The sequence below is a fragment of the Chryseobacterium sp. NRRL B-14798 genome (assembly GCF_050470705.1).
In the GTDB taxonomy this organism is placed as follows: domain Bacteria; phylum Bacteroidota; class Bacteroidia; order Flavobacteriales; family Weeksellaceae; genus Chryseobacterium; species Chryseobacterium cupriresistens.
Window position 1 is genome coordinate 833,409 of the sequence record NZ_JBFLUL010000005.1, and the last position, 25,113, is coordinate 858,521.

General features: G+C 34.8%; 26 protein-coding genes. 4 read left to right on the forward strand and 22 right to left on the reverse strand.

Going from position 1 to position 25,113, the window contains the following annotated elements:
• Window positions 1–37: 37 nt before the first annotated feature.
• The 11 genes from AB1278_RS04175 to AB1278_RS04225 form a co-directional block, all read right to left on the reverse strand.
• Complete coding sequence (locus AB1278_RS04175; RefSeq protein ID WP_411413398.1) at window positions 38–391, reverse strand: DUF2200 domain-containing protein; 354 nt, start codon at window positions 389–391, stop codon at window positions 38–40.
• 41 nt (window positions 392–432) lie between these two features.
• A complete protein-coding gene (locus AB1278_RS04180) occupies window positions 433–1,677 on the reverse strand; it encodes a hypothetical protein (protein WP_411413399.1) in 1,245 nt (414 codons plus the stop codon).
• A 476-nt stretch (window positions 1,678–2,153) separates the two neighbouring features.
• The gene (locus tag AB1278_RS04185) at window positions 2,154–2,657 is read right to left on the reverse strand and encodes a DinB family protein (RefSeq protein ID WP_346562296.1); all 504 of its coding nucleotides are present in this window, start codon (window positions 2,655–2,657) and stop codon (window positions 2,154–2,156) included.
• A gap of 36 nt (window positions 2,658–2,693) precedes the next feature.
• Window positions 2,694–3,077, reverse strand: a complete 384-nt coding sequence (locus AB1278_RS04190) for a 5-carboxymethyl-2-hydroxymuconate Delta-isomerase (protein ID WP_062675862.1) — start codon at window positions 3,075–3,077, stop codon at window positions 2,694–2,696.
• A gap of 131 nt (window positions 3,078–3,208) precedes the next feature.
• The gene (locus tag AB1278_RS04195) at window positions 3,209–4,819 is read right to left on the reverse strand and encodes a serine hydrolase (protein WP_411413400.1); all 1,611 of its coding nucleotides are present in this window, start codon (window positions 4,817–4,819) and stop codon (window positions 3,209–3,211) included.
• A gap of 301 nt (window positions 4,820–5,120) precedes the next feature.
• Entirely contained in the window at window positions 5,121–5,639 is a 519-nt protein-coding gene (locus AB1278_RS04200) for a hypothetical protein (RefSeq protein ID WP_411413401.1), read from the reverse strand.
• A gap of 169 nt (window positions 5,640–5,808) precedes the next feature.
• Window positions 5,809–6,468, reverse strand: a complete 660-nt coding sequence (locus tag AB1278_RS04205) for a DUF2461 domain-containing protein (protein ID WP_429812626.1) — start codon at window positions 6,466–6,468, stop codon at window positions 5,809–5,811.
• Window positions 6,469–6,475: 7 nt separating this feature from the next.
• Window positions 6,476–7,021 carry a hypothetical protein gene (locus tag AB1278_RS04210; protein ID WP_429812629.1) on the reverse strand — a complete coding sequence of 182 codons (546 nt, stop codon included), beginning with the start codon at window positions 7,019–7,021 and terminating at the stop codon, window positions 6,476–6,478.
• A gap of 105 nt (window positions 7,022–7,126) precedes the next feature.
• Window positions 7,127–7,636 carry a YegJ family protein gene (locus AB1278_RS04215; RefSeq protein WP_411413403.1) on the reverse strand — a complete coding sequence of 170 codons (510 nt, stop codon included), beginning with the start codon at window positions 7,634–7,636 and terminating at the stop codon, window positions 7,127–7,129.
• A 37-nt stretch (window positions 7,637–7,673) separates the two neighbouring features.
• Window positions 7,674–8,369 (reverse strand): hypothetical protein, encoded by a 696-nt coding sequence (locus AB1278_RS04220; protein WP_429812632.1) that lies wholly within the window; start codon window positions 8,367–8,369, stop codon window positions 7,674–7,676.
• A 59-nt stretch (window positions 8,370–8,428) separates the two neighbouring features.
• The gene (locus AB1278_RS04225) at window positions 8,429–9,604 is read right to left on the reverse strand and encodes a Kelch repeat-containing protein (protein ID WP_429812635.1); all 1,176 of its coding nucleotides are present in this window, start codon (window positions 9,602–9,604) and stop codon (window positions 8,429–8,431) included.
• Between the two features lie 766 nt (window positions 9,605–10,370).
• On the opposite strand from AB1278_RS04225, the gene AB1278_RS04230 reads away from it, so the two are divergent.
• The gene (locus tag AB1278_RS04230; RefSeq protein ID WP_227943246.1) at window positions 10,371–10,799 is read left to right on the forward strand and encodes a CBS domain-containing protein; all 429 of its coding nucleotides are present in this window, start codon (window positions 10,371–10,373) and stop codon (window positions 10,797–10,799) included.
• Between the two features lie 159 nt (window positions 10,800–10,958).
• On the opposite strand, the gene AB1278_RS04235 is transcribed toward AB1278_RS04230, so the two are convergent.
• The 3 genes from AB1278_RS04235 to AB1278_RS04245 are packed head-to-tail and all read right to left on the reverse strand — an operon-like array spanning window position 10,959 to window position 12,302.
• On the reverse strand, window positions 10,959–11,318 hold the full coding sequence (locus AB1278_RS04235; protein WP_429812638.1) for a hypothetical protein: 360 nt from the start codon (window positions 11,316–11,318) through the stop codon (window positions 10,959–10,961).
• 1 nt (window position 11,319) lies between these two features.
• Window positions 11,320–11,874 (reverse strand): ADP-ribosyltransferase, encoded by a 555-nt coding sequence (locus AB1278_RS04240; protein ID WP_429812641.1) that lies wholly within the window; start codon window positions 11,872–11,874, stop codon window positions 11,320–11,322.
• A 20-nt stretch (window positions 11,875–11,894) separates the two neighbouring features.
• The gene (locus AB1278_RS04245; protein ID WP_429812644.1) at window positions 11,895–12,302 is read right to left on the reverse strand and encodes a helix-turn-helix transcriptional regulator; all 408 of its coding nucleotides are present in this window, start codon (window positions 12,300–12,302) and stop codon (window positions 11,895–11,897) included.
• A 445-nt stretch (window positions 12,303–12,747) separates the two neighbouring features.
• On the opposite strand from AB1278_RS04245, the gene AB1278_RS04250 reads away from it, so the two are divergent.
• Window positions 12,748–15,597, forward strand: coding sequence for an SIR2 family protein (locus AB1278_RS04250; RefSeq protein WP_429812647.1), 2,850 nt, complete (start codon window positions 12,748–12,750; stop codon window positions 15,595–15,597).
• 218 nt (window positions 15,598–15,815) lie between these two features.
• Here AB1278_RS04250 and AB1278_RS04255 read toward each other — a convergent pair whose 3' ends face one another.
• The 7 genes from AB1278_RS04255 to AB1278_RS04285 form a co-directional block, all read right to left on the reverse strand.
• Entirely contained in the window at window positions 15,816–16,514 is a 699-nt protein-coding gene (locus tag AB1278_RS04255) for a hypothetical protein (RefSeq protein ID WP_429812650.1), read from the reverse strand.
• 79 nt (window positions 16,515–16,593) lie between these two features.
• On the reverse strand, window positions 16,594–18,219 hold the full coding sequence (groL, locus tag AB1278_RS04260; protein WP_062675889.1) for a chaperonin GroEL: 1,626 nt from the start codon (window positions 18,217–18,219) through the stop codon (window positions 16,594–16,596).
• Window positions 18,220–18,322: 103 nt separating this feature from the next.
• Window positions 18,323–18,601: a co-chaperone GroES gene (locus AB1278_RS04265; RefSeq protein WP_002976538.1), complete on the reverse strand. Its 279-nt coding sequence runs from the start codon at window positions 18,599–18,601 to the stop codon at window positions 18,323–18,325.
• A gap of 117 nt (window positions 18,602–18,718) precedes the next feature.
• Window positions 18,719–19,510 (reverse strand): TerC family protein, encoded by a 792-nt coding sequence (locus tag AB1278_RS04270; RefSeq protein WP_429812654.1) that lies wholly within the window; start codon window positions 19,508–19,510, stop codon window positions 18,719–18,721.
• Entirely contained in the window at window positions 19,497–20,708 is a 1,212-nt protein-coding gene (locus AB1278_RS04275; protein WP_429812657.1) for a cation:dicarboxylate symporter family transporter, read from the reverse strand. The genes AB1278_RS04270 and AB1278_RS04275 overlap by 14 nt, the downstream gene beginning before the upstream one ends.
• 46 nt (window positions 20,709–20,754) lie before the next feature.
• Entirely contained in the window at window positions 20,755–22,041 is a 1,287-nt protein-coding gene (locus AB1278_RS04280; protein ID WP_343640730.1) for a CitMHS family transporter, read from the reverse strand.
• 24 nt (window positions 22,042–22,065) lie between these two features.
• Entirely contained in the window at window positions 22,066–22,758 is a 693-nt protein-coding gene (locus AB1278_RS04285) for a DUF2490 domain-containing protein (RefSeq protein WP_227943261.1), read from the reverse strand.
• A 296-nt stretch (window positions 22,759–23,054) separates the two neighbouring features.
• On the opposite strand from AB1278_RS04285, the gene AB1278_RS04290 reads away from it, so the two are divergent.
• Window positions 23,055–24,023 carry a sensor histidine kinase gene (locus tag AB1278_RS04290; protein WP_429812660.1) on the forward strand — a complete coding sequence of 323 codons (969 nt, stop codon included), beginning with the start codon at window positions 23,055–23,057 and terminating at the stop codon, window positions 24,021–24,023.
• Window positions 24,016–24,714 carry a LytR/AlgR family response regulator transcription factor gene (locus AB1278_RS04295; RefSeq protein ID WP_343640736.1) on the forward strand — a complete coding sequence of 233 codons (699 nt, stop codon included), beginning with the start codon at window positions 24,016–24,018 and terminating at the stop codon, window positions 24,712–24,714. Before AB1278_RS04290 ends, AB1278_RS04295 begins: the two co-directional genes overlap by 8 nt.
• Before the next feature lie 55 nt (window positions 24,715–24,769).
• Here the strand turns inward: AB1278_RS04295 and AB1278_RS04300 are convergent, their stop codons facing one another.
• The gene (locus AB1278_RS04300; protein WP_262486832.1) at window positions 24,770–24,904 is read right to left on the reverse strand and encodes a hypothetical protein; all 135 of its coding nucleotides are present in this window, start codon (window positions 24,902–24,904) and stop codon (window positions 24,770–24,772) included.
• Window positions 24,905–25,113: the final 209 nt, after the last annotated feature.

Below are 25,113 nucleotides of genomic sequence, written 5' to 3' on the forward strand. Positions count from 1 at the left end.
TTATATTTAAGCAGTAACTCTTTTTGAAATTAAATTTTCAGACTGTTCTTAGTATTTTTTCCATCTTCTTTCCTTTGGCCAGTTCATCAATCAGTTTATCCAGATACCGGATGTTTCTCATGAGTTCATCTTCAATTTCTTCCACACGATATCCGCAGATGACTCCTTTGATCAATGAAACATTTGGATTGAGTTGAGGTGCCTGTTCAAAGAAAGTTTTAAAGTCGGTTTTGTTGTTAAGGATGTTCTGCAGATCACTTTCATCATATCCCGTCAGCCAGAATATGATTTCATGCACTTCTTCTCTGCTGCGTCCCTTTTTCTCAGCTTTTTGAAGGTAATGTGGATAAACACTGGCAAAAGCCGTGGTGAAAATTTTAGTATTCTGCATGACTTTATTGTTATTAATTAATATTGAGAATAAGATTTTAATTACCACTTCCAGATCTGAGGCTCATCTTTCCAGATCAGCAGTCTGAACTCTTCATAATGTTTCCCATTGCCGATGGTGTGGGTATCTCTATGTCCTTTCTCTAGTTTTAATTTGTGTAAAATACCTGAGTGTGCCGCTACCCACAGGGTTTCTTCATCATCAGAAAGTGCAATTCCTGTAATGGTAGACCCAAGGAAGTGTCTCCAAAGCTGATTTCCATTCTTATCAAAAGCTTTGATATAGCCGTAAGCGTCTCCCAGAATATAATAATCTTTTATGGCAGCCCCTTCATAAACTCTCATTTCTTCATCAATGAAAGTAAAGTCTTCACTTTCTGTATACGCTTCAATATCAGCTCCTGCATATTGATCGGCATTGATTCCGATGGTAATTCCGTTGTAAAAGTGGCAGGAATTTGTAATCAGTTGGCTGTCATCTTTTGCAAAAAGACAAAAATGTGGATAAGATGATTGTGGTCCTATAGATCCCACGGTATTGCCTTCGTGATCCAGTATTCTGTGATCATAGCACTGATCTCCTACTACGATATAAGAATTGTCGTTGGATAATGCTGCATTTTCCATGTCAATCTGAGAGCTCCAGTCTTCTTCATTGTCTTCATTGATGGGATGGATGAGTTTTTTTTCAGTATTTGAAACCAGAAAAATTCCGTCTGAGGAAACAATCACAACTTTGCTTCCATCATTAAAAGGATATAAATCTGTAATCCCGAAATCTGGGTTTTCATCCATTTCAAATTCATTGATAAGGTCTCCATTCCAACCTTTGTATAAAGATATTTTGTGAGCATCTGCAATGGCGAAAATGTTTTCCCGTTTGGATTTCCCGATAGCATGGATATTTTCATCGAGTTTTGTGACAATATCTTTATCAAGAAGATAAGCCTGTCTTTTTTCATATGAAGTGCCTGTCAGGAAAACAATTTTTTCATCAGTGATAAAGTGCATATGCTCAATATTCTGAGCTTTATTTTCCATTAAGGGAATGATAGGAGCGTGAGCAGGTGGGAAATATTCTCTGAAGTTTTCTGTGTCTCCTTTTTTGTTGGCAGTTTTAAGCAGTTCAAAAACTTCGCGGGCAATATTGGCTCTTTTATCTTCAGGTTCTTCACCTTTCCAGTTTTCCCAGCCGTTTTTTTCACCAAACTCAACCATTTCATTGATGCCTTTTGCATAACGTTCCCCTTCTGAGAACCACTCTTTTTGGATTGTAGTGTTGTACATTGAACTTTTTACATTAAAATTTTATTGAAATGAGGTTCTATCCCCTATCAACTAACTTACAAAAAATCTAATAATCCGGTATGAAAACAATTCCGGTAATTGGAGCAATTTATTTTGTCGATAACCTCTGGCATTTGCTTTAAAAATAATGCCTGCGAATAATAAGGTCAAAAAAATGTGGATAAGTTATCCACAGAACTTATCCACATGATTTTTCATTGTGGAAAATCCATAAAAAACGGTATTCATTATAAAATAATGATTTATAGATATTTATAAGGGATTTTTTAAATGACTTAAAAACTTATCCATAGTTTATCCACAATGGTAAAAAGAGATCATAGAAAGTTATCCACAAATAGTTGAAAATGTGGATAACTGCCTGTTTTGATTTAAAATATTTAAAATCAATATTTTAATTGGATTCGATCGGTGTCCGAAAATTCTATTTTACACTTATCCACAAAATTGGGCTTTTATTGCTGATCTTTATAAATATTCCAGAAATTAAAATCCGTCATAGGAGCATCGGTGATTCCTATATTTCTTCCCATCGTTACGATCTGTCCTCTGTGATACGTTCCGTGAAGAATAGCATGCTGGATATACTCGTATTTCGAAAAATCACACTGAAACCATTGGGATTCTATCTTTACATTTTTTGAAAGATCTTCTTCAGATAAACTTTCCACATAATCTACAAGTTTCTGCGAATTGTTTTTTATGGCATTGAAAACATCTTCTTTGCTGGTAGTTTCTGCTGTTTTTACAAAATCAAAATCATCTTTTTCTGAAATGTGGCTCCACCAATATTCCTGAGTTTGCCAGATGTGGTGTAACGTTTTTAAAATTGTCGGAAAACTGGAAATGGTTTCCTGATTCAGCTGTTCGTCAGACTTTGTGGATAGCCAGTCGATGTATTTATTGACTACCCAGTTGTTGTACTGTGCACTTTTGCTGACTAATGTTTTTAAGCTCATATTATTAATGTTTAGTTGTGTGTGTAAAGGTGAATGTTATAAACCAAAATGCCTGTCCTGGTCTGAATTTTCAGGATTAATGAGTGCTTTGTTGCTGTAGGTCGCTGCTTCGAAATCATTGATATTGACAGAAAGAAAAGAAATATCAGGCAGCAATTCTGAAAGCTGGTTACAGATCTGCTTCGAAAGATCTGCTTTTTGTTCTGTATTGCGCCCCTGCATGATATACCCAAACACATGTAGAAAATTTTTCTTACCTGTGCCTAATTTGTAATACTGATAGGGTTGAAGTCTTACTTTGATGTCATTGGGAGCAAACAGTCCTGTTCCGTCTGCCGCTTCATAAACTGCATCCATCAATTCATCGGGTGTTCTCTGCTGAAGAATATCCTGTGAACAATCTATTATAAAATGGGGCATAGATTCTATTTTGTGTTTGATTTTGTGTGAGATAAAAATAATAAAAAATAGTAATGGAAATTAAAAATAAAAACCGTTTTGAAAACAAAACGGCTTTAAAATATGTATTTTTTACTTTGTGAATACTGGTTTTATAGATTTGATTTTTTAATGCTGTATTGTGGTTGTACAGCGTTGGTCATGTCAAGAACAATATCATAAATTCCATCTTCATGGATTGGGAAATCATAAGCATCGAAGGCAATACTTTTATTGTCATTATTCAGACCGAGGTTGTATCCCCAGTCATTATTAAACCTGAATTTTAAATTACCTTTTTTTAATGTATAGTTTTTCAGAAAATAAATATTCGGATTTTTAGGATCTGTTTGTAGCAGTATATCTTTTCCGTCCCAACCGTTCGGCGTTGCGTTTCCGATAATTCCCCACGTAAGAGTATTGGCCTTTCTTTTTGCTGTTTTTACAGTTCCATCCCAGAAATGAATGACCAGAGTATTTATTTTTCCGTCTTGATCCCGTTGGAATGTACAGGTGAATTTTTCATCCAGCTGGAAAGATGTTTTGCTTTTTGGTAACAACGCATTTCTTGGATAGCTGCCCTCTTTGAAAACAAGTTGTCCATCGTTACTGGTGATGTAAAAATTTGAATCTTCTGTGGAATAAACACCTTCCAGCTTTTTTAAATCCTCTGCACTCACTTTTGCAATGGCCGGAATGCTATATGGTTTATTGTACAGTATTTTTTCTACTTGAGGAAAGATAAAATCCGTGTGTGAAAGTTCTGAATTTGATATGACAATCACACAAATATCATCCTCCGGAATTCTGTAATATCTGCTTCTGTAACCTGGTCCGCCGCCATCATGCCCCACCCGTTTTTTGTCAAAAACAGTCGAAATCTGGAAGCCTAATCCATAATGATCCTTGAGATAGGGAGTAAAAGCTTTATCTGTGGTTTCCTTTTTCAGAAGGGTGTGATTCTTTAATGCTTCGTTAAACTTGAAAAGATCTTCTACCGTAGAATACATGGCTCCTGCCCCAAAAGGATGGTCAGTTTTGAAACGTAATGCTTCATTAGACTTATTATCGGATAGAAATTCATAACCTAATGCTTTATTCTCATCCGTAACATTCTTGAAGTTGAATCCGCTATGGTTCATTTTAAGGGGCTTCAGGATATTATTCTCTATCACTTTATCATAACCTGAACCTGTTATTTTTTTAATAATGTAACCCAGAATATAATATCCGGAATTGGAGTAATCCCAATTTTTGCCCGGGGGGAAATTCAAGGGTTTTGCAGAAATATATTTTAAAAATGTTTCTTCATCTACAGTATCCTCAGAGTTGGTATGATTTTGAATTCCTGATGTATGGGAAAGCAGATGAGCTAAAGTAATGCTGTCACCCTTCGGAAAATCAGGATAATATTTGGAGAGTTTGTCATTCAGAGACAATTTCCCTTGTTCTTCCAACTGAAAAATAACGGTTGCTGTGAACATTTTTGTGGTGGAGAAAACTCTATAAAGACTGTTATTGGTATTTTTTTCTTTTTTAGGAGCATTTCTGTAGCCATAGCTATTTTCAAAAATAATTTTTCCTTTTTCGGCAATCAAAACAGAACCACTGAACAATCCTGCTTTTTCATACGTTGAAAATAACTGTTCCAGTTTTTGGGATTTCTGTGAAAAAAGAGGATGCATCGCAAACATTAAAACGATACAGGTGAGAATAGATTTCATGTAATTTTTTTTTAAATAAGACACTTTTAGGTGTGATAATATTACATGGAATTTTTTGGAAAATATTTTTTGTTGAAGAACAATTAAGGCTTTTTAATTTGAATTAAAGTTTTAACACCATTGACCATAACCATTGACGCTTTTTCGGTTTCAATAAAATATTTTAAGATTTTTCCATTTTCCAGAATGATTTTTCCGAAAGTAAACTTCTCATTTCCATGTCCTTTAAAATTTCCATACAATCAATAACCAATTGGTTTTGTTTTTTATTTTAATGGTGACTGGCATAATCATCTATACTTTAGAGCAAGTTTTTTTCATATAACTTTGTTTTCTCAAGCCCGAAATTATTAATTGTGACCGTTGGAGAATCCATATCCCAGGTTGGAAGATGCAATGAAAGCTGATCTTCTAATTTTACGATTCCAGGTGTTATAGTATAATCAAATTCATAGCTTTTATTACCGGTAATGATTTCAAGCCCGGATTGTTTTCTATCACTGAATGGAGTTGGGACACTGAAAAAATATATTGAAATAATTTCATCCCATTTTATAAATTCAGAGTTATTCTTTTGCTTAATATAAAACCCTTTTTCTGTGTATTGAAAAATTCCGTCATATTGATGCTGTCTATCCATTTCCCTTTCAAATGAATCATAATCTTTCTCATCGGGATAATACAGTTTTGCTATTGAAAATATAAGAACAACAAAGCACAGAAAAATAACAGCAAATGTAATTTTTTTATCATCAAAAATAGGATAATTATAAAGAGTCAGTACCAATACCAGACACGTAACTACGATTAACTTTTTCATATTAAGTGATCTGTGTTAAACAGTAATTTTAAAATTGAACTGAACGGATTTCATTAATTAAATCATTCGTACTATTATAAATCTGAATAGCTGAAAATATAAAAGGTTCTGCTGATTCTCTAAAAATATTATTCATGAATGATGATATTAGAGTCTGTTATAAATGATTTTAGAACAAAGGCTCTCCATTGAGATCCGTTGTCAGCACCTCACTCATATAATCAAAAAAAGGCCGCATTGCCAGCAAGGTCTGTATGGCTTCCTTCTGAAAGCTGTCTGACAGAACCTCCTTATCTGTAAATTTCCGTATTACCAGGAATTGCTTTTTTCTGATTAAATCAATAGCCGGATGATTTTTATCAAATCCCCGCGGTGCAGTTTTTACAGAGTCTCCTTTAAGTTCTCCGAAGTATTGTATAAAAGTCTTATCAGAGGTGATTTTTTCAATTTCCGAGCTGCTGATTTCAAATTCTTTACGGATGCGAAGTAAATCTTTGGCTTCGGGGCCCCAGAATCCACCACCTACAAAACTGTTGCCCGGTTCCAGCTGAATATAATATCCGCCTCTCAGCATGGGCTTCGAACGGGAATATCCCACTCCGAAATTGGTTTTATAGGGTGTTTTGTTTTTGGAAAAACGGACGTCATTATAAATCCTGAAAATATGCATTCCTTTAAGCTGATCATGCTCCTGAAGTTCATTGTAGATCTGAGTGAAGAAAACTTTATTTTCCTTTACAATGGCATCATATTCAGATTTGTGCTTTGCGAACCATTCCCGGTTGTTATTTTCTTTTAAATGGGTGAGAAACTCAAATGCTTTTTTCATATTCAGATCAGGATTTTCCTTCGTTGATATATTCTTGATAATCTTCTTCTAATTTGTCAATTTCTTTGATTAAAAAGTCATAAATATTTCCTTCAAATATATCGTAATCTTCCTCGTCATATTTGTCATATTCAATTTTTATGATTCCATTGTCGGTATAAGCTCTGTACAGATTTCCACTGCGTTTGAAAAATAATTGGCCCAGAGGCTTTTCTTTATATTCAAGAGCTTCGGCATGCTTCTCTTCAAAACCCATCCATGAAGGCATTTCTTCGTCCTGCGAAAGCCCGTACACGAAAAAGCCGTACCCGAATTTCCAGGCTGGAAGAACATCAAATTCTTCGGGCCGTTTCCATACTTCTTCTCTAACTTCAAGAAGCAAGGAGCCAAATGTTGTCAGGAAATCCTTAATATCTTCACTGAATGTAAAACCTGTACTTTCTTCATACTTTGTAATCTGTTCTTCGGTGGCCGGATTTGCCAGGGAACTCATTACGAAAAAATCATCATTTAATTTCTTTTTCCTGTCCCAGAAGTCTTCTTTTGTTGTCATATTTTTTGTTTGGTTTGTGCCGTCATCATTGATCAGACCGTTATTGAAACAAATATAAGGGAAAGTTGGAGGGATAAAAAATGAAGGAAGGGAAAATGATGAGGTTTACTCATTTTCAATTGTAAACCCATTTTCTTTGTCCATTTGTTCACGTTCTTTTTGTGACATTCTTTTTCTTAAAACTCTGGTAGTATAACCTCCTTTCACAATATTTTTGTCGATATATATCCAATCTGTAATATTGTGTGGATTAATTTCAATAGTATCTCCCAGTTTTACTTCTGTTGTTGATATGGGATCTCCATCTACAATTCCATAGAATTTATCATCAGAATATTGAACTTCACTTATCCAGATATGCTCGCCTCCGGAACCTGCGGTGTTAAATCTTTCTTTCAGTGCAAAATTGTAGTAATCCGGATTGCGGCTTTCTATTGCTTCTTTGAACTTATATAATGATTTTTGGGCATTTTCTATCGCAGTATTCATTTCGGTGTCTTCTCCCTGCAGAATATGAATGTCGGGCTCATTATCTCTTTTTACAACTTGATCTTTTCTTTGGCAGCTTAATACGATAAGGCTTAGAAGTAGATAGATTGGATATTTGCAGCGCATAATTTAATCTGATGATATTAATTCAAGTTTCTAATTGTCACTTATTAATCTTATAATCTTCTAATTTCTGTTTCAGTTCTTCAGAAACCAGGTTATTTTCTATCAGGTAGCGGCTCATTATTTTCAGGAAATACCTGCATTCCTTTAAGTAATCTCTATCAGGTAAAGAATGATCTTTTAAATAAGTGCTTGCTCGGTCGACAAATACTCCGGAGCCTTCAAAATCTTTGCTTATGAATAGTGTTCCAACTAAGGATATATAGGAAACAAATTCATATTCGCCATGATTTCCTTTTAAAAAGTGCGGAGGCATCTTTTTGTTCATGTCCTGAAAATAGGATATGATTCCGATGTCTTTCAGATATTTCTCCTTTTCGATAACAAACCAGTCATCTACTATTTCGCCATCAAAATCCATTTCAAGATCATAGTACCCGATGGGTTCCAGGTTTTTAAGATAGATTTCGTTTTCCACACAAAGACTTATTCTTGCCCGGATACTAGGTTCCCGGTATTGCTGTTCAATCAGATATTGGTATCCTTCAAATACAAAAGTAATTTCGTGGCGGGCAAAGCCTCCTATCAATTCTTCAGGATCTTCTGAGAGTATTTTTTGGAGCGTGTGAAATGCTTCATTTTTGAGATGAAATTTTTCAGCTCTTTCAGTGAGTAATGTCTGAAGTTCCTGAGCGTTCATAGTATGGTTATTGGTTTTCAAATCCTGTAAATCCATCAAAGCTGTTTTAATGGATTATGGTGCTAATGCAAATATCTAATAAATAGCACTTACTATCATCTTACAATTTTAATCTTCTGTAAAACCCCTTTTTCATCTTTAAAACTAAAGATATAAGTTCCGCGCTGTACTCTTGATAAGTCAATATTTCTGTTATAATAGGCAAAGCCCCTGTTGATCACTTGTCCATCTAAAGAGTAGACGGTAAATTCAAACTGATTGCTGTTATTTTTATTACTGATGATAAAACCGTCTCTGGATGCATTGGTATAGACTCTTGTTGTGGTCTCACGATCTTCATTGGCTGTATTGGAAGAAAGGGCACTTTCAGAAATATCAGCTGCTTGTGTACTTTTAATAGCTGATTTGGTTACAGACGTTGTACTTCCGCCGATGATGTATAATTTATTGTTATAAACTTCCGCTGCAGCGTGTCTTCTGGGAATCATATTGGATGACAGCTGATGGAATTTATTGGTTGTTGTATCAAAGTAAGCCAGAAAAGTCTGATTGTTATAGCCTCCCGCAATAAAAATCTTATCGCCGGATACCGCTAATGAATGTCCTGATATCCCGGCTGGCATCGTAATCTGATCGGTCCAGCGATTGGTATTGATGTCGTAGATATTGATCAGGCGGGATGAAGTACCGTTGAAACCGCCAATGACATACAATTTATCACTCACAATTTTGCCCTTTGCTTCTCTGGCGGTGGGCATATCAGGCAATGGATGCCAGGTATCTGAAGCAATATCATAATATTGGAATCTGTTGGAAAATGCAGTGGTTGCAGCGCCGTTCAGTCCGCTTCCGCCGAACACATATATTTTCCCGTTATGGATGGCAGAACCTGCATTTCCTGTATACGAACGGTTCACAGCACCCTTCGTTACTTTAAGGGTTTCAAGATCTACAATTTCAAGATGGCTGTTTCCCCAACCGTTAAAAATATACATTTTATTATTATACGTCTCCGCATTAGCAAACTTTTTGGGAGTGATAGTTGCATTGAGAACACTCCATTTGTTGTCTGTAATATTGTATTTTTCAATATAATTGGCCATACCTCCGCTTTCCTGATATCCGTTGCTCACATAGATATTATCATCTACAATGACACTGGATATAGCTCCTCTTCCTGCAGACATATTGGCGAGCGTTTTAAATTGAAGTGTTTGTGCATGGGCGAGCAGTGAGCCCAAAAATGAAAGGAATAATAATTTTGTTTTCAATGGTATGAGGTTTAGTGTGTTTGTTTTATCTGATTTTCTTTATTGAAGTCCGGATTTATTTTAGTATTGGACTTTAAGAGAATAATCATGGTTTAAAGATAGGAAAAAGTTGAAGAGAATTTTAAAATTACTTTATTCAGATAAGCATGAGGTTCTATTTCTAAAAAATGGTCGATTTCAATCACACTTTATATTTCTGCAGGTACAGTTACCCCCTTGGGTAAGGGAGTAGAGGGGGTTCATGAAGGGAGTATAGCCCCTTATCCAAGGGGGTAAAGGGACTTATGGAAGGGGGGAGAGGGGCTTTATGAAGTGGTTATAGGGGGTTGCATAAGGGGGTAAAGGCCGTTATGAAGGGGAGATACCTCCTTACCCAAGGGGCTGTAAGGACTTATGGAAGGGGCTGGAGATACTTCATGAAGTGGCTGGAGGACCTGTAATAGAGGCTGAAGGATTTATAGAAGAGGGTAGAGGTGCTTTATTTTTTACGCAAAGTCGGGAGACTTTGCGGAGCGGGATACGAAGAACCGATTGTTTTTTTTGGGGGTAAAGTCCTGAAAATTATGTATTAAATTTAAAAAAATCTTTAAAAATTTCCCAAAATGAACCCATGATATTTTACATATCATACAGAGGGGAAAATTGATAAATATCAGCTGCAATGGTATGATGAGGCAGATGTTTCTTCGCTAACTTTGAGTATGAAAAAGGGATTTAAGGTTCGTTTTTCATTGTAAATTTTCACAATAATCTAAACAAAAATGCTATGAAACAAAGAGTTCCAATTTCCCAAATTATGACTAAAGACCTGATTACACTCAATCTTACACAATCATTGTATGAGGCTGAAAATTTATTTAAAAAAAATAAAATCAGGCATATTCCGGTTGTAGAAAATCAAAAGTTATTAGGCGTATTAAGTTATAGTGATTTATTAAAAATCAGCTATGCGGATGTAGAACAATCGGATGATGCGGAAGATATTCCAGTGTCAGCAGTGGTATACGACGTATTTACTATTTCGCAGGTGATGACAAAAGCTCCTCTCACTGTAAATCCTGAGACCACCATAAAAGAAGTGGCAGAGATTTTATCCGAACATAGTTTTCATTCTGTTCCAGTGGTAGAAAATGGTGACCTAAAAGGTATTGTGACTACTACAGATATTTTAAAGTATTTATTGCAGCAGTATTAAATGAACCAGTATTCATTTTAAATGTCCACTTACACTGAGTTCCTTACATTTTCCAAATTCAGAGTAATTGGAGATTATATACGTTATAAGAAACCCGAAGTACAGACTTCGGGTTTCTTTATTTTTTTGCACAGAGTTGGAGACTTTTTTCAGTACACATTAATGTTTACTCTTATCTACTGATGACATAAACTTAGCTCCTAATCTCTCAGAAATTTCAGCATTATTATTGTTGTTTTTCTCTTTAATTAATTCCAAAAATTCATTTCTAAGATCCATTTCTGAAATCAAATTAATAGCAGCAACTTTTTCTCTTTTGTTGGTTAATAAATCTTTTGATAATAAACTTTTAAGAAAATCTATTAGGTGTAAATTGATTAACTCTTTATGGTTGATAAAATCATTGTTTTTATATTCAGATTTAATATTTCCGAACATAAAAATGTTTTCCAAATTCTCAAAAAAATCAGAGTCATTTTTGAAATTTGTATTTTTATAGTATTCTTTTATTAAATCCATTTTATACCTCTTCTAACGTTATCGTAATTTTATTTTCTGCTTCCTTAATGTCTAATACTTTAAATCTTGAACCCGATTTAAATACAATTTCTTTTTCATTTTGTCCGCTATCTATTCCAAATTTAGCGATTTTTTCAATATCTTTTCCTCTTTTTGATAAAATTATGAATACGGGGCTGTCACTGAATTGAAGTGCCAATAGTCTTGATTTACTGCAAGATAAAAAAGATTTCTCAATAATAATGCCATTGTTCTTGAATGCTGAATAATATCTTTCAAGATCTCTTTTTGGACACCGAATGGTACGGTAGCAAAGATCTTGGTAATCGGGTAATTTATCTAAGCTATAATTTAAAAAAAGTCCAAAATCATTGATATCTTGTCCATTTCTTAATCGTTCATTTAAAGAGTCATATCCTGAATCTGTGTAGTGATAAATAATGGCTTTTTCATGAATAGTTAACCCATTCTCATATCCTGCACGTTTTGATGTTGAGATTTCTCGCAATTCTGCGGACAAATTTTCGCTGACATATTTAATGAGGGCACTGTCCATATCTTAATAGGGAGCATTTTTTATTTCTGAATCAGCTGCTCCAGTCTGGCCATCATTTCATCTTTTTCTTTCAGCATTCTTTCGTACAGCGCAATTTTTTCTTCGTGCACTTTGATTAATTGATCTACAGGGTTAATTGTAGAATTATAGAAAATAGAAGCTGGTTGCTGACAGTTATCAAAAGTATTAGAAATAATATTGATAGCCTGTTCCTCATCAAAGTTCTGGAAAGCTTCCACAGGAATTTTCAATACCTCAGAAATTTTTTTCAACAAAGGATCTTCAATAGTTTCTTTCTGTTCCAAAAGCGAAATTTTCTTCTGGTTCCAGTCTTCACCAAGATCAAAAGCCAAAGCCTCCTGCTTGATGCCCAACATCTCCCGAAAACGCTTGATATTTCTCCCCTGATGTATTTTTTTGTTTTGCATATTTGTGTACGTTATAGAAACAAATATAAGTAAAAGTTGGGGGATAGGAAATGGGGAGTGGGGTATTTTATCCTGAGATAAAAGAGTTATGTTGTTGTTTGATACCGAAGCCTTTTGTTATGGTACGAACATGATGCTCGCACTAGCGGGGCGAGTGGGGTATTTTAGATGAGGTGAGGATATAAAGAATCCGAAGTGGGAGACTTCGGATTTTGGTTTATGATCTAAAAGCTTATGCCACACGATGCAATCGTGCGGTAGCGGGGAAGTCTCCTGACTATGGTTTATTTATTTTTTAAACACAAAGTCGGGAGACTTTGCGCAACGGGGTCTTTTGTTTATGGTACGAGCATGATGCTCGCACCAGCGGGAGAAATACAAAGATATATTATTTATTATAGGTAAAATCATTACTTTTGCTAAAATGTGAATAATTTTATAACTAATGATTGATGAAAATTTAAAGAAAGCTATTAGAGATAATAAGCTTGTTCTCTTTATTGGTGCAGGAGCTTCAATACCTTTGAACTGCCCATCTTGGAAAAATTTGGTTTTAGGAATTTTAGATAATTTAAATTCAGAGTTTGCTGCAATCTCATATTTAAACTTCAATAATTTAAAGGACTCTTTATCAAGTGATAAAAAAAGTCCATTAGATATTTTAAATATACTTGAAAATGATTTGCAAAATGGGACTACTTATAAAAAAAGAGCTAAGGAATATATTCATAACGTTTTAAATGAAATTAATACTAACTATCCTTTAGACTCAGATATACATAAATTAATTTGGGAACTTTCTTCAAAAATTATCACAACTAATTATGATCAAATCATAGAGAGCAATAAGCCAGAAGATCCACAAATTGATATTTTCGGAAATGAAAATCCATTCATGGCATTAAAGGCTCAAAAAAATGATTCTAAGTTTTTATATAAAATTCATGGAGACTTTAAGAATCCAGAAAAAATAATATTATTTGAAAGTGATTATAAATTAATCTATTCAAATAATAATGCAAATAATGATGCGCTTGGTGATTTTTTTAAAAATAAAACTTTTCTTTTTCTAGGATTTAGTCTATCAGATCCTTTTGTTAACAATTTATTTACTAAAATTAAAAGTTTATACGATAATTATTCTGTTGGGAATCACTTTATCTTCTCTACCTCCCATGATAATGATTTTTCTGGATTTGATGTTAAACAGATTAAAATTGATAACTGGGATGAGTCCCTGAAAGACTATTTAAAAATTTTAATAGAGGAAAAAAAAACTACAGAAATTGGACTCTTTAGAGAGTCTTTTGAGAAGGAAGAACAGATCTCAGAAGATGATGTTGATAGCTTGTTTATGCTAATTAAAAGCAAAACAGAAGAAATTAAAAAAGATCCAAGTAATAGAGCATTAGCTTCCGAAATGCATGATCTAAAATCAAAAATTGATCAATTAATTTATAAAGACCTAGATTATCTTAAAACTTTTGATAAAGAATATAAGAATAATCATATAAAAATGCTTTTTGATACAATATATGGCAGTGAGAAGTTAAATCAAGAAACAATAAATGAAATTAATAGGATAAGAACGGATTATGATAATCATCAATGGTTTGAAAGGTGCCAATTAGTAAGTGCTCTTACTTGTAGTTTATTTATATTTAATAAGGCTGACGAAAAAAAAATTTCATTATTGGTTGATTTTATAAACGATAATGAAGATAAAACATGGGAGAGAACAATTACCTATTTAGTAATGATTTTAAATCATTTAGGTAACAAATGGTTGAGATTTGATGCTCTTAAGAAAAAAATTAAATCTTTGACTTTGAATGCTCAAATACAGAATGCTTGTCAAGAAATAGTAGAATATATTCTTGTTATTGGTATTGGTAGGTATAATTTCACAGAAAAGGTTTTTGAAAATCCATATTTTAGGGATAATCCATATAATTACTTTTTACCCTTTTTTAAAGAAAATAATCCGTTGTTTGAAAATGTGTATGATAATTACAACGGAGAAAATATTGAAAGATTTATCGAAGCTTTGGATAGGTCTCCCTATCCAGACTCTTTTAAATATATAATGTGTAATACGAAATCTCCAATAGTTGACACGGAACGGGGCAATAATGATTCTCATTTTATAAAAAGACATTTTAACATTAATGGTGCTTATTTTCCTTATGCGGGATATATTCAAGAGTTTGTAAGCTTTATAAATGGCTTTCCAACATTACAAAACGAAAAACTTATTGATACACAATTGAAAATAACATCAACTCCTTTAAAAGATTATCTTTTAAGTGAAAAAGAAAAATTTCGAATTTTAGGAATTCATTTTCATAAAGATAAAAATTGGGGGCAAGCAATAGTTAATTTTGAAAAATATATTTATCTACAACCTGATGATTTAACGGTTTTAGATAATTTAGCAAATTGTTATCTAAATAATAAGAGTGAGTTGAAAGCTAAGGAAACCTCAATTCGTATTTTTGAAATGTTTCCAAAACAAAAGCATAATTTACTTCGTTTAGCAGGAATTTACTCTTCTGAAAATAATACTAAATTGGCATTAGACATGCTTGAAAATTATATTTCCTTAGATTCAAACAATTCCTTCGTACATTTCCAAAAGACTCTTGTCTTGTTAGATTTAGAAAAATATGAAGAGGCATTAAGTTCAATTCAAAAAGTTGATGATTCATTTGAAGAGAAGGCTGATTTACATGATGTTTATGGTACAATATACAGATGGTTAGGAAGATATGATGAATCTATAAAGTCATTTGATACAGCTATTTCTTTGGATAAGAAAAGAGTAATATTTTACTATCATAAAGCTGAATTGTATAATGATATGGCTGATTACGAAACAGCTATTGAATTTATTAATAAAGCCCTATCTATGGAATCTTCAGATGACTATTATTATAGTAAATTCTATATTTTATTAAATTGTAATAGAGTCGATGAGGCTTATTCTGTTTTATCTAGAATAAAGGATAGGAATGAAGAGTATTCTAATGCACTTGCAAATTATTATAGGTTGATTGGCAATTATGAAGCGGCATTAATAACGATTGATAAAATTATATCTGCTGATAAAAGATTTGTAGGTACAAAAGCAGCTATTTATGCGTCAATGGAAGATCATGATAATTTTTATAAATTTTTAGAAGAAATATTGTTTGAGGGAGTAAATCCTAAAATGTTTATGCCTGATGTGAAACATAAATACAGAAAAGAAGAAAAATTTATTGAAATTTTAGAAAAGTATAATCAAGTACTATAAATATTTTGTAATCAATTATTATATATAAACCGTTCTATCTTTATAGAGCGGTTTATATATTAATTTGCCTCGGTCGCTGACCGCTACATCATTCCTGGCATTCCACCACCCATTGGCATAGCTGGTTCAGCGCTCTTTACTTCAGTGATAACACATTCAGTAGTAAGAAGCATTCCGGAAACAGAAGCTGCGTTTTCAAGGGCAGCACTTGTTAATGCTTAGTTTGTATTTGTTTTTTCTTTTAAGGTTTGAAGTAATTTTTTGAAAAAAATTTCAATTTGGTCAATTAGTATTGAACAGAATGATTGATCTATTTCGTAGATGTAGTACTTATCATCAGACTCTATAGTCATAATATTTTCAATATGCTTGAACGTGTCATATTGTTTTTTTTCTGCAATACTATCCTGATGATTTAATACATTCCGAACAATGTATTTATTATAAATAGGAGTATAATATTTCTCTGTTTGGTTTGAGCCTTCTTCAAGAAAATTTTGCAATGTTTTCCAGTAATATGGTATATAAGGCGATTTTTTTTCAGGTAATTGAAAATTATAATCTCTATTTAATTTGTCACAGATCATTTTTAATTTATTTTCAAAAATGCTAAAAACAGCATTAATTTGATTTGCAACTTGTATCTTTCTTAATTCGGCAACAATGCTTTCTTCAATCCCATGCAAATGACTAACATATTGTTCAACTTCTTCTTCGGTTTTAAAACCACTTGTTCTACGAGTTGTTTTAATCTTTCTAAATAATTGTTCATCTAGATCATAATAGGAGTTGTTTTGTAGATCGATCATTTTTTTTAAGGCTTCAATTGAAGTGTCAATATCATATTGAATCCAAAATATTTCCGGCCATGAAGTAGGATTGTTTAGAGTAATTCCAAATTTTCTAGAGTTTTCCATAATTAATATAGTTTTAATTAAAAACCGCCCTACAAAAAGCAGGACGGTTAGTATATTAAATTGTCTTAGCGACTCGCTACTACATCATTCCTGGCATTCCACCACCCATTGGCATAGCTGGCTCTGCGCTCTTCACTTCAGTGATCACACATTCTGTTGTTAGAAGCATTCCAGAAACAGAAGCTGCGTTTTCAAGGGCAACTCTTGTTACTTTAGTTGGGTCAATAATACCTGCTTCAAGCATGTGAACATACTCGTCAGTTTTCGCGTTGTATCCGAAGTCTCCTGATCCTTCTGCTACTTTAGCAACGATTACAGAACCTTCACCACCTGCGTTGGCAACGATTTGTCTTAATGGCTCTTCGATAGCTCTCTTAACGATTTTGATCCCTGTAGTTTCGTCAGCGTTAGATCCTGAAAGATTGTCAAGTGCAGAGATGGCTCTTACCAAAGCAACACCACCACCAGCAACGATACCTTCTTCTACAGCAGCTCTTGTAGCGTGTAGGGCATCATCTACTCTGTCTTTTTTCTCTTTCATTTCTACTTCAGAAGCAGCACCTACGTAAAGTACAGCAACACCACCAGCTAACTTAGCTAATCTTTCCTGAAGTTTCTCTCTGTCGTAGTCAGAAGTTGTAGTTTCCATCTGAGCTTTGATCTGAGCTACTCTTCCTTTGATTTTCGCTTCGTCACCACCACCGTTTACAACTGTAGTGTTGTCTTTGTCGATCGTTACTTTTTCAGCAGTTCCAAGCATGTCTAAAGAGATGTTTTCCATTGTGAAACCTTGCTCTTCAGAGATCACCTGTCCACCTGTAAGGATTGCGATATCTTCTAACATTGCTTTTCTTCTGTCTCCGAATCCTGGAGCTTTTACAGCAGCAATTTTAAGAGAACCTCTTAATTTGTTTACTACCAAAGTAGCTAAAGCTTCCCCTTCAACTTCTTCAGAGATGATTAATAAAGACTTACCACCTTGTGCAATTGGCTCAAGAACCGGTAACAATTCTTTCATTGAAGAAATTTTCTTTTCTACTAAAAGGATGTATGGGTTTTCTAGTTCAGCTAACATTTTCTCAGGGTTAGTCACGAAGTAAGGTGACTGGTATCCTCTGTCGAACTGCATACCTTCTACAACGTCTACGGTTGTATCAGTACCTTTAGCTTCTTCTACAGTGATTACTCCTTCTTTACCTACTTTTCCGAACGCTTCAGCGATTAAAGAACCGATGGTATCATCGTTGTTGGCAGAGATAGAAGCAACCTGCTTGATTTTTTCTGAAGAATCTCCAACCTCCTGAGATTGAGATTTAAGGTTTTCCACAACAGCCGTTACTGCTTTGTCGATTCCTCTTTTAAGATCCATAGGGTTAGCACCAGCCGCTACGTTCTTAAGACCTTCTCTTACGATAGCTTGCGCCAATACAGTAGCGGTAGTAGTACCGTCTCCTGCGATATCGTTGGTTTTGGAAGCTACTTCTTTTACCATCTGAGCTCCCATGTTTTCTACCTTATCTTCAAGTTCGATTTCTTTTGCTACAGAAACACCGTCCTTAGTTACGTGTGGAGCACCGAAAGATTTTTCGATTACTACGTTTCTCCCTTTAGGACCTAAAGTTACTTTTACTGCATTTGCTAATGCATCAACCCCTCTTTTTAGAGCGTCTCTTGATTCAATATCGAATTTTATTTCTTTTGCCATGTTTGATTAGATATTAGATGTTAGATGTCAGATATTAGACAACTAACAAAAGTTTTTTTAATTTGATTTTTAATCTGAAATCTGATGTCTGTGATCTGAAATCTTAGCCAATAATTCCCAATAAATCAGCTTCTCTTACGATCAAATAATCTTTACCTTCCAACTTCAATTCAGAACCTGAATATTTACCATAAAGTACTTTGTCACCTACCTGAACCGTTGTAGGCTCGTCTTTTTTACCAGGACCTACTGCTACTACAGTACCTTCTTGCGGCTTTTCCTTTGCAGTGTCCGGGATAATGATTCCTGAAGCTGTTTTAGTTTCTGCTGCGATTGGCTCTACCAGAACTCTGTCTGCCAATGGTTTAAAGTTTACTGACATAATATATTTAATTTTTTTAATTATTTCTGTGTTGTAATTCTCTAAATGTATGCCATGAGACGCTGATGGCTGAAATGGCAGATTTTTATTTCCGAATGTGAAAATTTGGCAGAAAAATTATTTTTTGCGGGCCGGAAATCCCAAAAGATAACTGGTTGTTACCGGTACTACAAACAACAGAACGGTAATGGCGGAAACTAAAATTTCCATGGTATGGCTGCCTAAGAAATGAGCGAATGCCGTAGCAGGGTAGAAGTGCTCGTATAGGGACAGACTTAATTTAATTCCTAAAATAGCTATGACAATAAAAGCTGCCGTTTCCAGGAAAGGAAATACCTGCATCAAACGGACAAACCACTGCGCAATAAATCTCATGGCTAAAATTCCTATAAAAACACCCAGTGTAATTAAAAGTAAATTGTCTGAAAACGCTACGGCAGCAAAGACATTATCAATAGAAAAGGCAAGATCCATTACTTCTACAATAGCAACCGTTGCCCAGAACTGGCCCAGCAATCCAATTGAATTTTTATACAGCCAGCTGGATTCTTTGTTGGGGGTTTCCTCCGGATTTTCTTCATCATTTGTGTTTTTTATTTTTTTGACAAACCAGTCAAAGGAAATATAGATCAGGTACAATCCTCCCAGTGGTTTCAGCCACCAGACGGAAATGAGTACGGAGGCGAAAATAAGAGCCAGTCCACGAAATACATAAGCACCAAGGATTCCGTATTTCAGGGCTTTTTTTCTTTGATGTTCTGGCAGGTCCATGACGATGGTTGCCAATACGGCAGCATTGTCTACGGAGAGAAGGCTTTCGATAAGGATCAGATTGCCGATAATGGCTATCGATTTTGCAGGGGTTTCTAATATGTCATTGAAAAGGTGTGTAAAATCAGGAAACATCATTTTTTAAGGAAATAGAATTTTGATTAAGTTTTGAAATAATGGCAGCGGAAACTGAAATGCCGATGAAATTGGTCACAGATCTGGCTTCGTTCATAAAGCGGTCTACACTGTACAACAGTGCAAGATCTGTGGTGGGAATTTTTCCAAACCTGCTTAGGGTAAACATCAGCGCAAGAAAGCCTGATCCTGGTACTCCCGAAGCTGTTTTGGAAGCAATGGAAATCGTGATAAAAAGCCAGAAATAATCCATTGGCGTAAGGGAAATATTGTAAAGCTGAACCAGAAAAATACATGAAATAGAAAGATAAATACAAGCTCCTGCCAGATTAAAATTGTACCCGAGAGGAATAATAAGACGAAGGATTTTCCGGTCATAGCCTTGGGATTCCATTTTGTCAAAGATCATTGGGAAGGCCGTTTTTGAAGAGGAAGTGGCCACTACAAGAATGATTTCTTCTTTGATACTGATCAGAAAGTCCCAAAGATTAATTTTAAAGTAAGCCGTTATAACCCCTAATATCCCGAAAATAAAAAATACACTGGTAAGATACACTGTGGCCACAATTTTACTTAAAGGCAGCAAAGTATTGATTCCATATACCGAAATGCCATAAGCGATGTTACAGAAAATGACTATTGGCAGAAACAGATACACATATTTGATGAGCCTGAAAAACAAATTTCTTCCTGCGTCTAAAGCTTTAAAGATGTTATTTCTCTTCTTCGAAATACCAATGACGATTCCCGCAGATATGGATATGAAAAGAAAAAGTACATAGTTGCTGATATGCAGTGGGTTGCTGGCCGTTGTTAAAAATCTTTCCGGAAGTGCCTTGTGCGAAGAAATAATAATTCCCGTGTTGGCTCCCGGCTTTAAAAGAAGACCGGACCCGATTCCCAATACAATGCTTATGGAAGTGATGATTAAAAAATACAGAACCATCTGGATTACAATTTTAAAAGCATTTTTAGTGCTGAAAATATAGCTTACGCCATAAGTCACCGCAATGAAAATAACAGGAATGATCAACACTTCAAGAAGCATAAAAAAGTAACTGCTTACCTTTTCCAGCTGTTTACCGACTTCCGGAAAATAATAACCCGTTAATGCGCCACAGATAATAGCCGTGAAAACATACAGGGTAAGGTTTCTTAAATAGGAGTCTGTAAATGTTTTTTGCTTAACAGTTTTCATCATTCACTTTTTTATAGATAATAAGATTACGAAATTCAAAGATATAACCTTATATAATACCAAGAATCAATGCACTCAGCAACATGATGACTGATGATCCTAAGGCCCACTTTAACGTATATTTCAAATGATCTGAAAACTCCACACCCGCCAGTGATACCAACAGATAAGTGGACGGAACCAATGGACTGAGAAGGTGAGAACCCTGCCCGATAAGACTTGCTCTTCCCAATATTTCCGGTGAAATTCCCAATTGGTGACCGGTAGCAACTATAATGGGCAATATTCCAAAGTAGTAGGCATCATTGGACAGGAAAAAAGTAAACGGTATACTGAATAAGGCTGTCACAATATTCATATAACCGCCCCAGCTCTTAGGAACTATTTCTATCATACTGTTTCCCATTGCCTGCATAATACCCGATCCGTTCAGAATTCCCGTAAAAATTCCGGCTCCAAAGATCATTCCGGCCACTGATAGGGCATTTCCTGCATGTTTGGAAATGATTTTCTGCTGGTCCTTTAATTTTGGATAATTGATGATGGAAGCGATACAGAAAGCAATCATAAAGGCAATCCCTAAAGGAACAATATCAAGAATCATGACTACCAAAAGGGTAATGGTAAGAGCAAGATTGATCAGAATCAGTTTCGGGCGGCGGAGTGAAGGATCTGCTTCACCAATAATATCATTGCTGTTGTAGTTTGTAAACTTACCATGTTTTGCAATTCGTATTTTTTCTCTTCTGCCCAAAATATAGGCAACAAATATAACCCACAGAATCCCTATTGCCATAATAGGAATCATAGGCACAAATATTTCAGTGTGGCCAAGCTTCAGGGAACTCATTACCCTTGCTGTTGGTCCTCCCCAGGGAAGAATATTCATAATCTGCCCGGCAAGCATAATAATACAGGTAAGAATCAGCGGATTCATCCCTTGTTTTTTATACAACGGAAGCATAGCAGCCACGACAATTAAATAGGTGGATGAACCATCACCATCCAATGAAACCAATGCCGTAAGAACAGCAGTTCCTATGGTTGTTTTGATGGGATTGTCTCCAACTGCTTTTAAAATTATATTCACTAACGGTTCAAAAAGTCCCGTGTCTATCATTAAACTGAAATAAAGGATCGCAAAGATCAGCATAACACCGGTCAGAGCTATTTCTTTGACACCGTTTTTCATCATGTCTCCCAACTGAGGACCAAAGCCTGCAAAAAGGGCTATAGTTACCGGCACAATGACCAAAGCCGTAAGCGGGGTCATCTTTTTGTTCATGATCAGGATCATGAAGATGAAAATCATTAAAAAACCAAGAAATGTAAGCATAGTTATCTATAAATATTAATGAGGTTATTGTTGTTTCTTTTTTCTCCAGTCAAAACTGTTTCTGAAGCCTATAAATCCGTAATTGCTTGTTTTTCCGGTTTCCATCTGATTGATAAAGGCCAGTTCCAGAGCAGAATTTTTTCCCACTTTTATTCCAAGGCCTGCGGTAATACGATTGCTGTCGAAAGGTTCTGCTTTATCCATATTCATTCTTATTTCATTTTTAAGAATACCGTAGAGTTTTTCTTTTTCTCCTTTTTTGTTGAAAGGAATGCGGACAGAGATCAGATACCGGAGTCTTACCTCAAATTCATCGGGGTTGCTGAGAAAACGCTCTTCCACTCTGAGACGGTTGGAGATGGAGGTTCTGCCGATGAAATACTCCGCAGTTACCTGTTGGAAAGGTCTTTTTTCATATCGTATTTTTTTAGAATCGTCGGCATTGTAAGATTCGAGGATCAGAAACATAGCTCCTGCTGCAGGTCTTATATTTTCAGCTACTTCATAATCTACATAAGCATTTACCAGAAAAAGTCTTGTGTCATAAGCCAGATCGAAGGAACGGTACTGGGTAAGTGCAGTTAAAGTACTTTTATCGGTAAGCTTTGCCGACATCAGGTACTGAAACCACATATTGTAATTATCTTTACTCTGGCTATAAAGTCCGTTGAATAAACATAATGATAAAATAAGGGTTAATTTTATATTGATTTTCATATAATATTGGGTTAATATTGTACTTTTTCAAATATATTTATTAGAAAGAGCGGCTCTGGAATTTTTCAATCAATGACAGTTTTTCTCAACGAACTGCATTTTGAGGCAAAAAGATATTTATATTTGAGGCGTTTCAAAATAAGGTATGGACTATGTTTTTAATCATTAATTTTATTATTATATTATTGATTATCAGAATTTTATTTAGTGGTAAGATTCTGGAAAGTCTTATGAAATACCGTTGGAAATTTTTGTTGAGGTTTCAGCACATTTTTTTCCTTTTTATCTTCATTTTGATGACTTATTTCACCGAAAACTACTTCCTGGACTCAACTCAGTTGGTAATAAGCATTATTTTGAACACCATTTTCAATGTGGGAATTTACTATCTGGTGTACTATTATCTGGTTCCCCGGTTCTATTTGTCCAATAAATACCCGGAGTTTATCCTCTATGCTTTGATCCTCTTTTTAGTCTCCAGTCTTTTCAGGATTCTTTGGGAACCTGCCGTTTTTCAGATGGACTTCAGTGGTAAAGGCTACCACGTCGGGTTTTTGTATAACGTGTACATCTCACAGGGAATCATCATTCTGGTAGGCTCTTTTTTAGGAATTACCAAAGACAAATTTTTGATAGAACAGGATGTGATCAGCCTTGGAGAAGAAAAAGACCAGCTTTATCTTGATTTGCTGAAGTCTAAACTGAACCCTCATTTTTTGCTGAATACCCTTAATAATATCTATGCCAACAGTGTGACCCATTCGGAGAAGACATCGGATTCTATTTTGCAGTTGAGCAAGCTTTTGAAATATATTATTTATGACAGCGGAAAAGAAAAAGTAACCGTTTCTCAGGAATTTTCTTCCCTGAAGGCACTTGCCGCTTTGTATCAGCTTAAATATAATGATCAGCTGGATATTGTCATGGATATCGAAGATCAGGAAGAATTTGACATTGCTGAAATTCCGTCTGCAATACTCCTTACATTATTTGAAAATGCTTTAAAACATTCAGCAATAGGGGAAGATGATCACGCTTTTATAAAATTATTCTGTCATATTGAGCGCTCTGAACTGTATTTTGAAATTATAAATTCTGTCGGGAAAGATAGAACTCTTGTCGCTGAATCTGATTATCACGGGTTGGGAAATGAAGCCATTATTCATATATTGGAAAAATTTTATCCTGATCAGTATGAATTTTATTCCGGCCCGAAAGAAAATGATCAGTATAAAATTGCTTTAACAATTATTATCAATGGCTAACCTGACTATCGTAAATGTAGATGATGAATATCCTGCATTACAGCTTGTAAAACAATATTGTGATCAGCTTGAAGGAGTGGATCTGCTGGCTTCATTTCAGAAACCGGAGGAAGCGCTTGCATTTCTGAAGGCCCATAAAGCAGATCTGGTTGTTTTTGATATCAATATGCCTGGAATCAATGGAGTAGAGCTTTTGCAGCAGCTTCCTGATCCGCCGTTGTGTATTTTTCTTACCCTGGAAACAAAGTATGCCGTGAAAGCCTTTGAGCTGGATGTCGTTCATTATCTTATCAAGCCTGTGGATTTTGATACCTTTAAAAAAGCAGTCCATAAAGCAAGGGATTTTGTTCAGTTTAAAAGTTCGGCCGGCAGCCGGCAGCAGGAAGATTTTATTATGTTCAAATCCAATTATGTGATGAACAAGGTTTTCCTTAAAGATATTCTGTGGATACAGGGATTCGGTGAATATATTGTTTTGATGACGCCTTTGAAAAAATATATGATTCTGGAGAGAATGTCCAATTTTGAAGAGAAATTTCAGCATTTGGGATTTATCCGGATCCATAAGTCTTATATTGTATTGTCCGAACATATTAATTCGTATAATTCCAGTCATGTTTTTCTGAAAAATGGTAACGAACTTCCCTTGGGGAGAACCTATAAAAAGAATGTAAAAGAACATTTAAGTTAAAAAAGTAAAGCCGGAAATTTCCGGCTTTATCTTCAATTGTTATCAGGTAACGGGTTTACGGACAATACTGCCCCGGACCGATCCACAGGATACATTGTCCTTTGTAATTGTACTCACAGCAAATACGTCCTGCTGCTCCGCCATTGACTGATTTCTGAGCATCTCTGCTTAATAATTTAGCGTTTTTCATAGTTAATAATATTTTGTTTTGTATATCCCTGAACATTTAAAGTCAATCAGGATTTTGACATTTGGTGTAAAAGAAGTGAATCAAAGATACTATTTTTCCTTATAATGTGATATATTTTTGTTTATAATTTTTATAATAAAATTTTGATTATCAGTTATTAATGGTTTTTATCCGAAATCAGGAGCTTGAGAATATAAAACAGAAAAGCC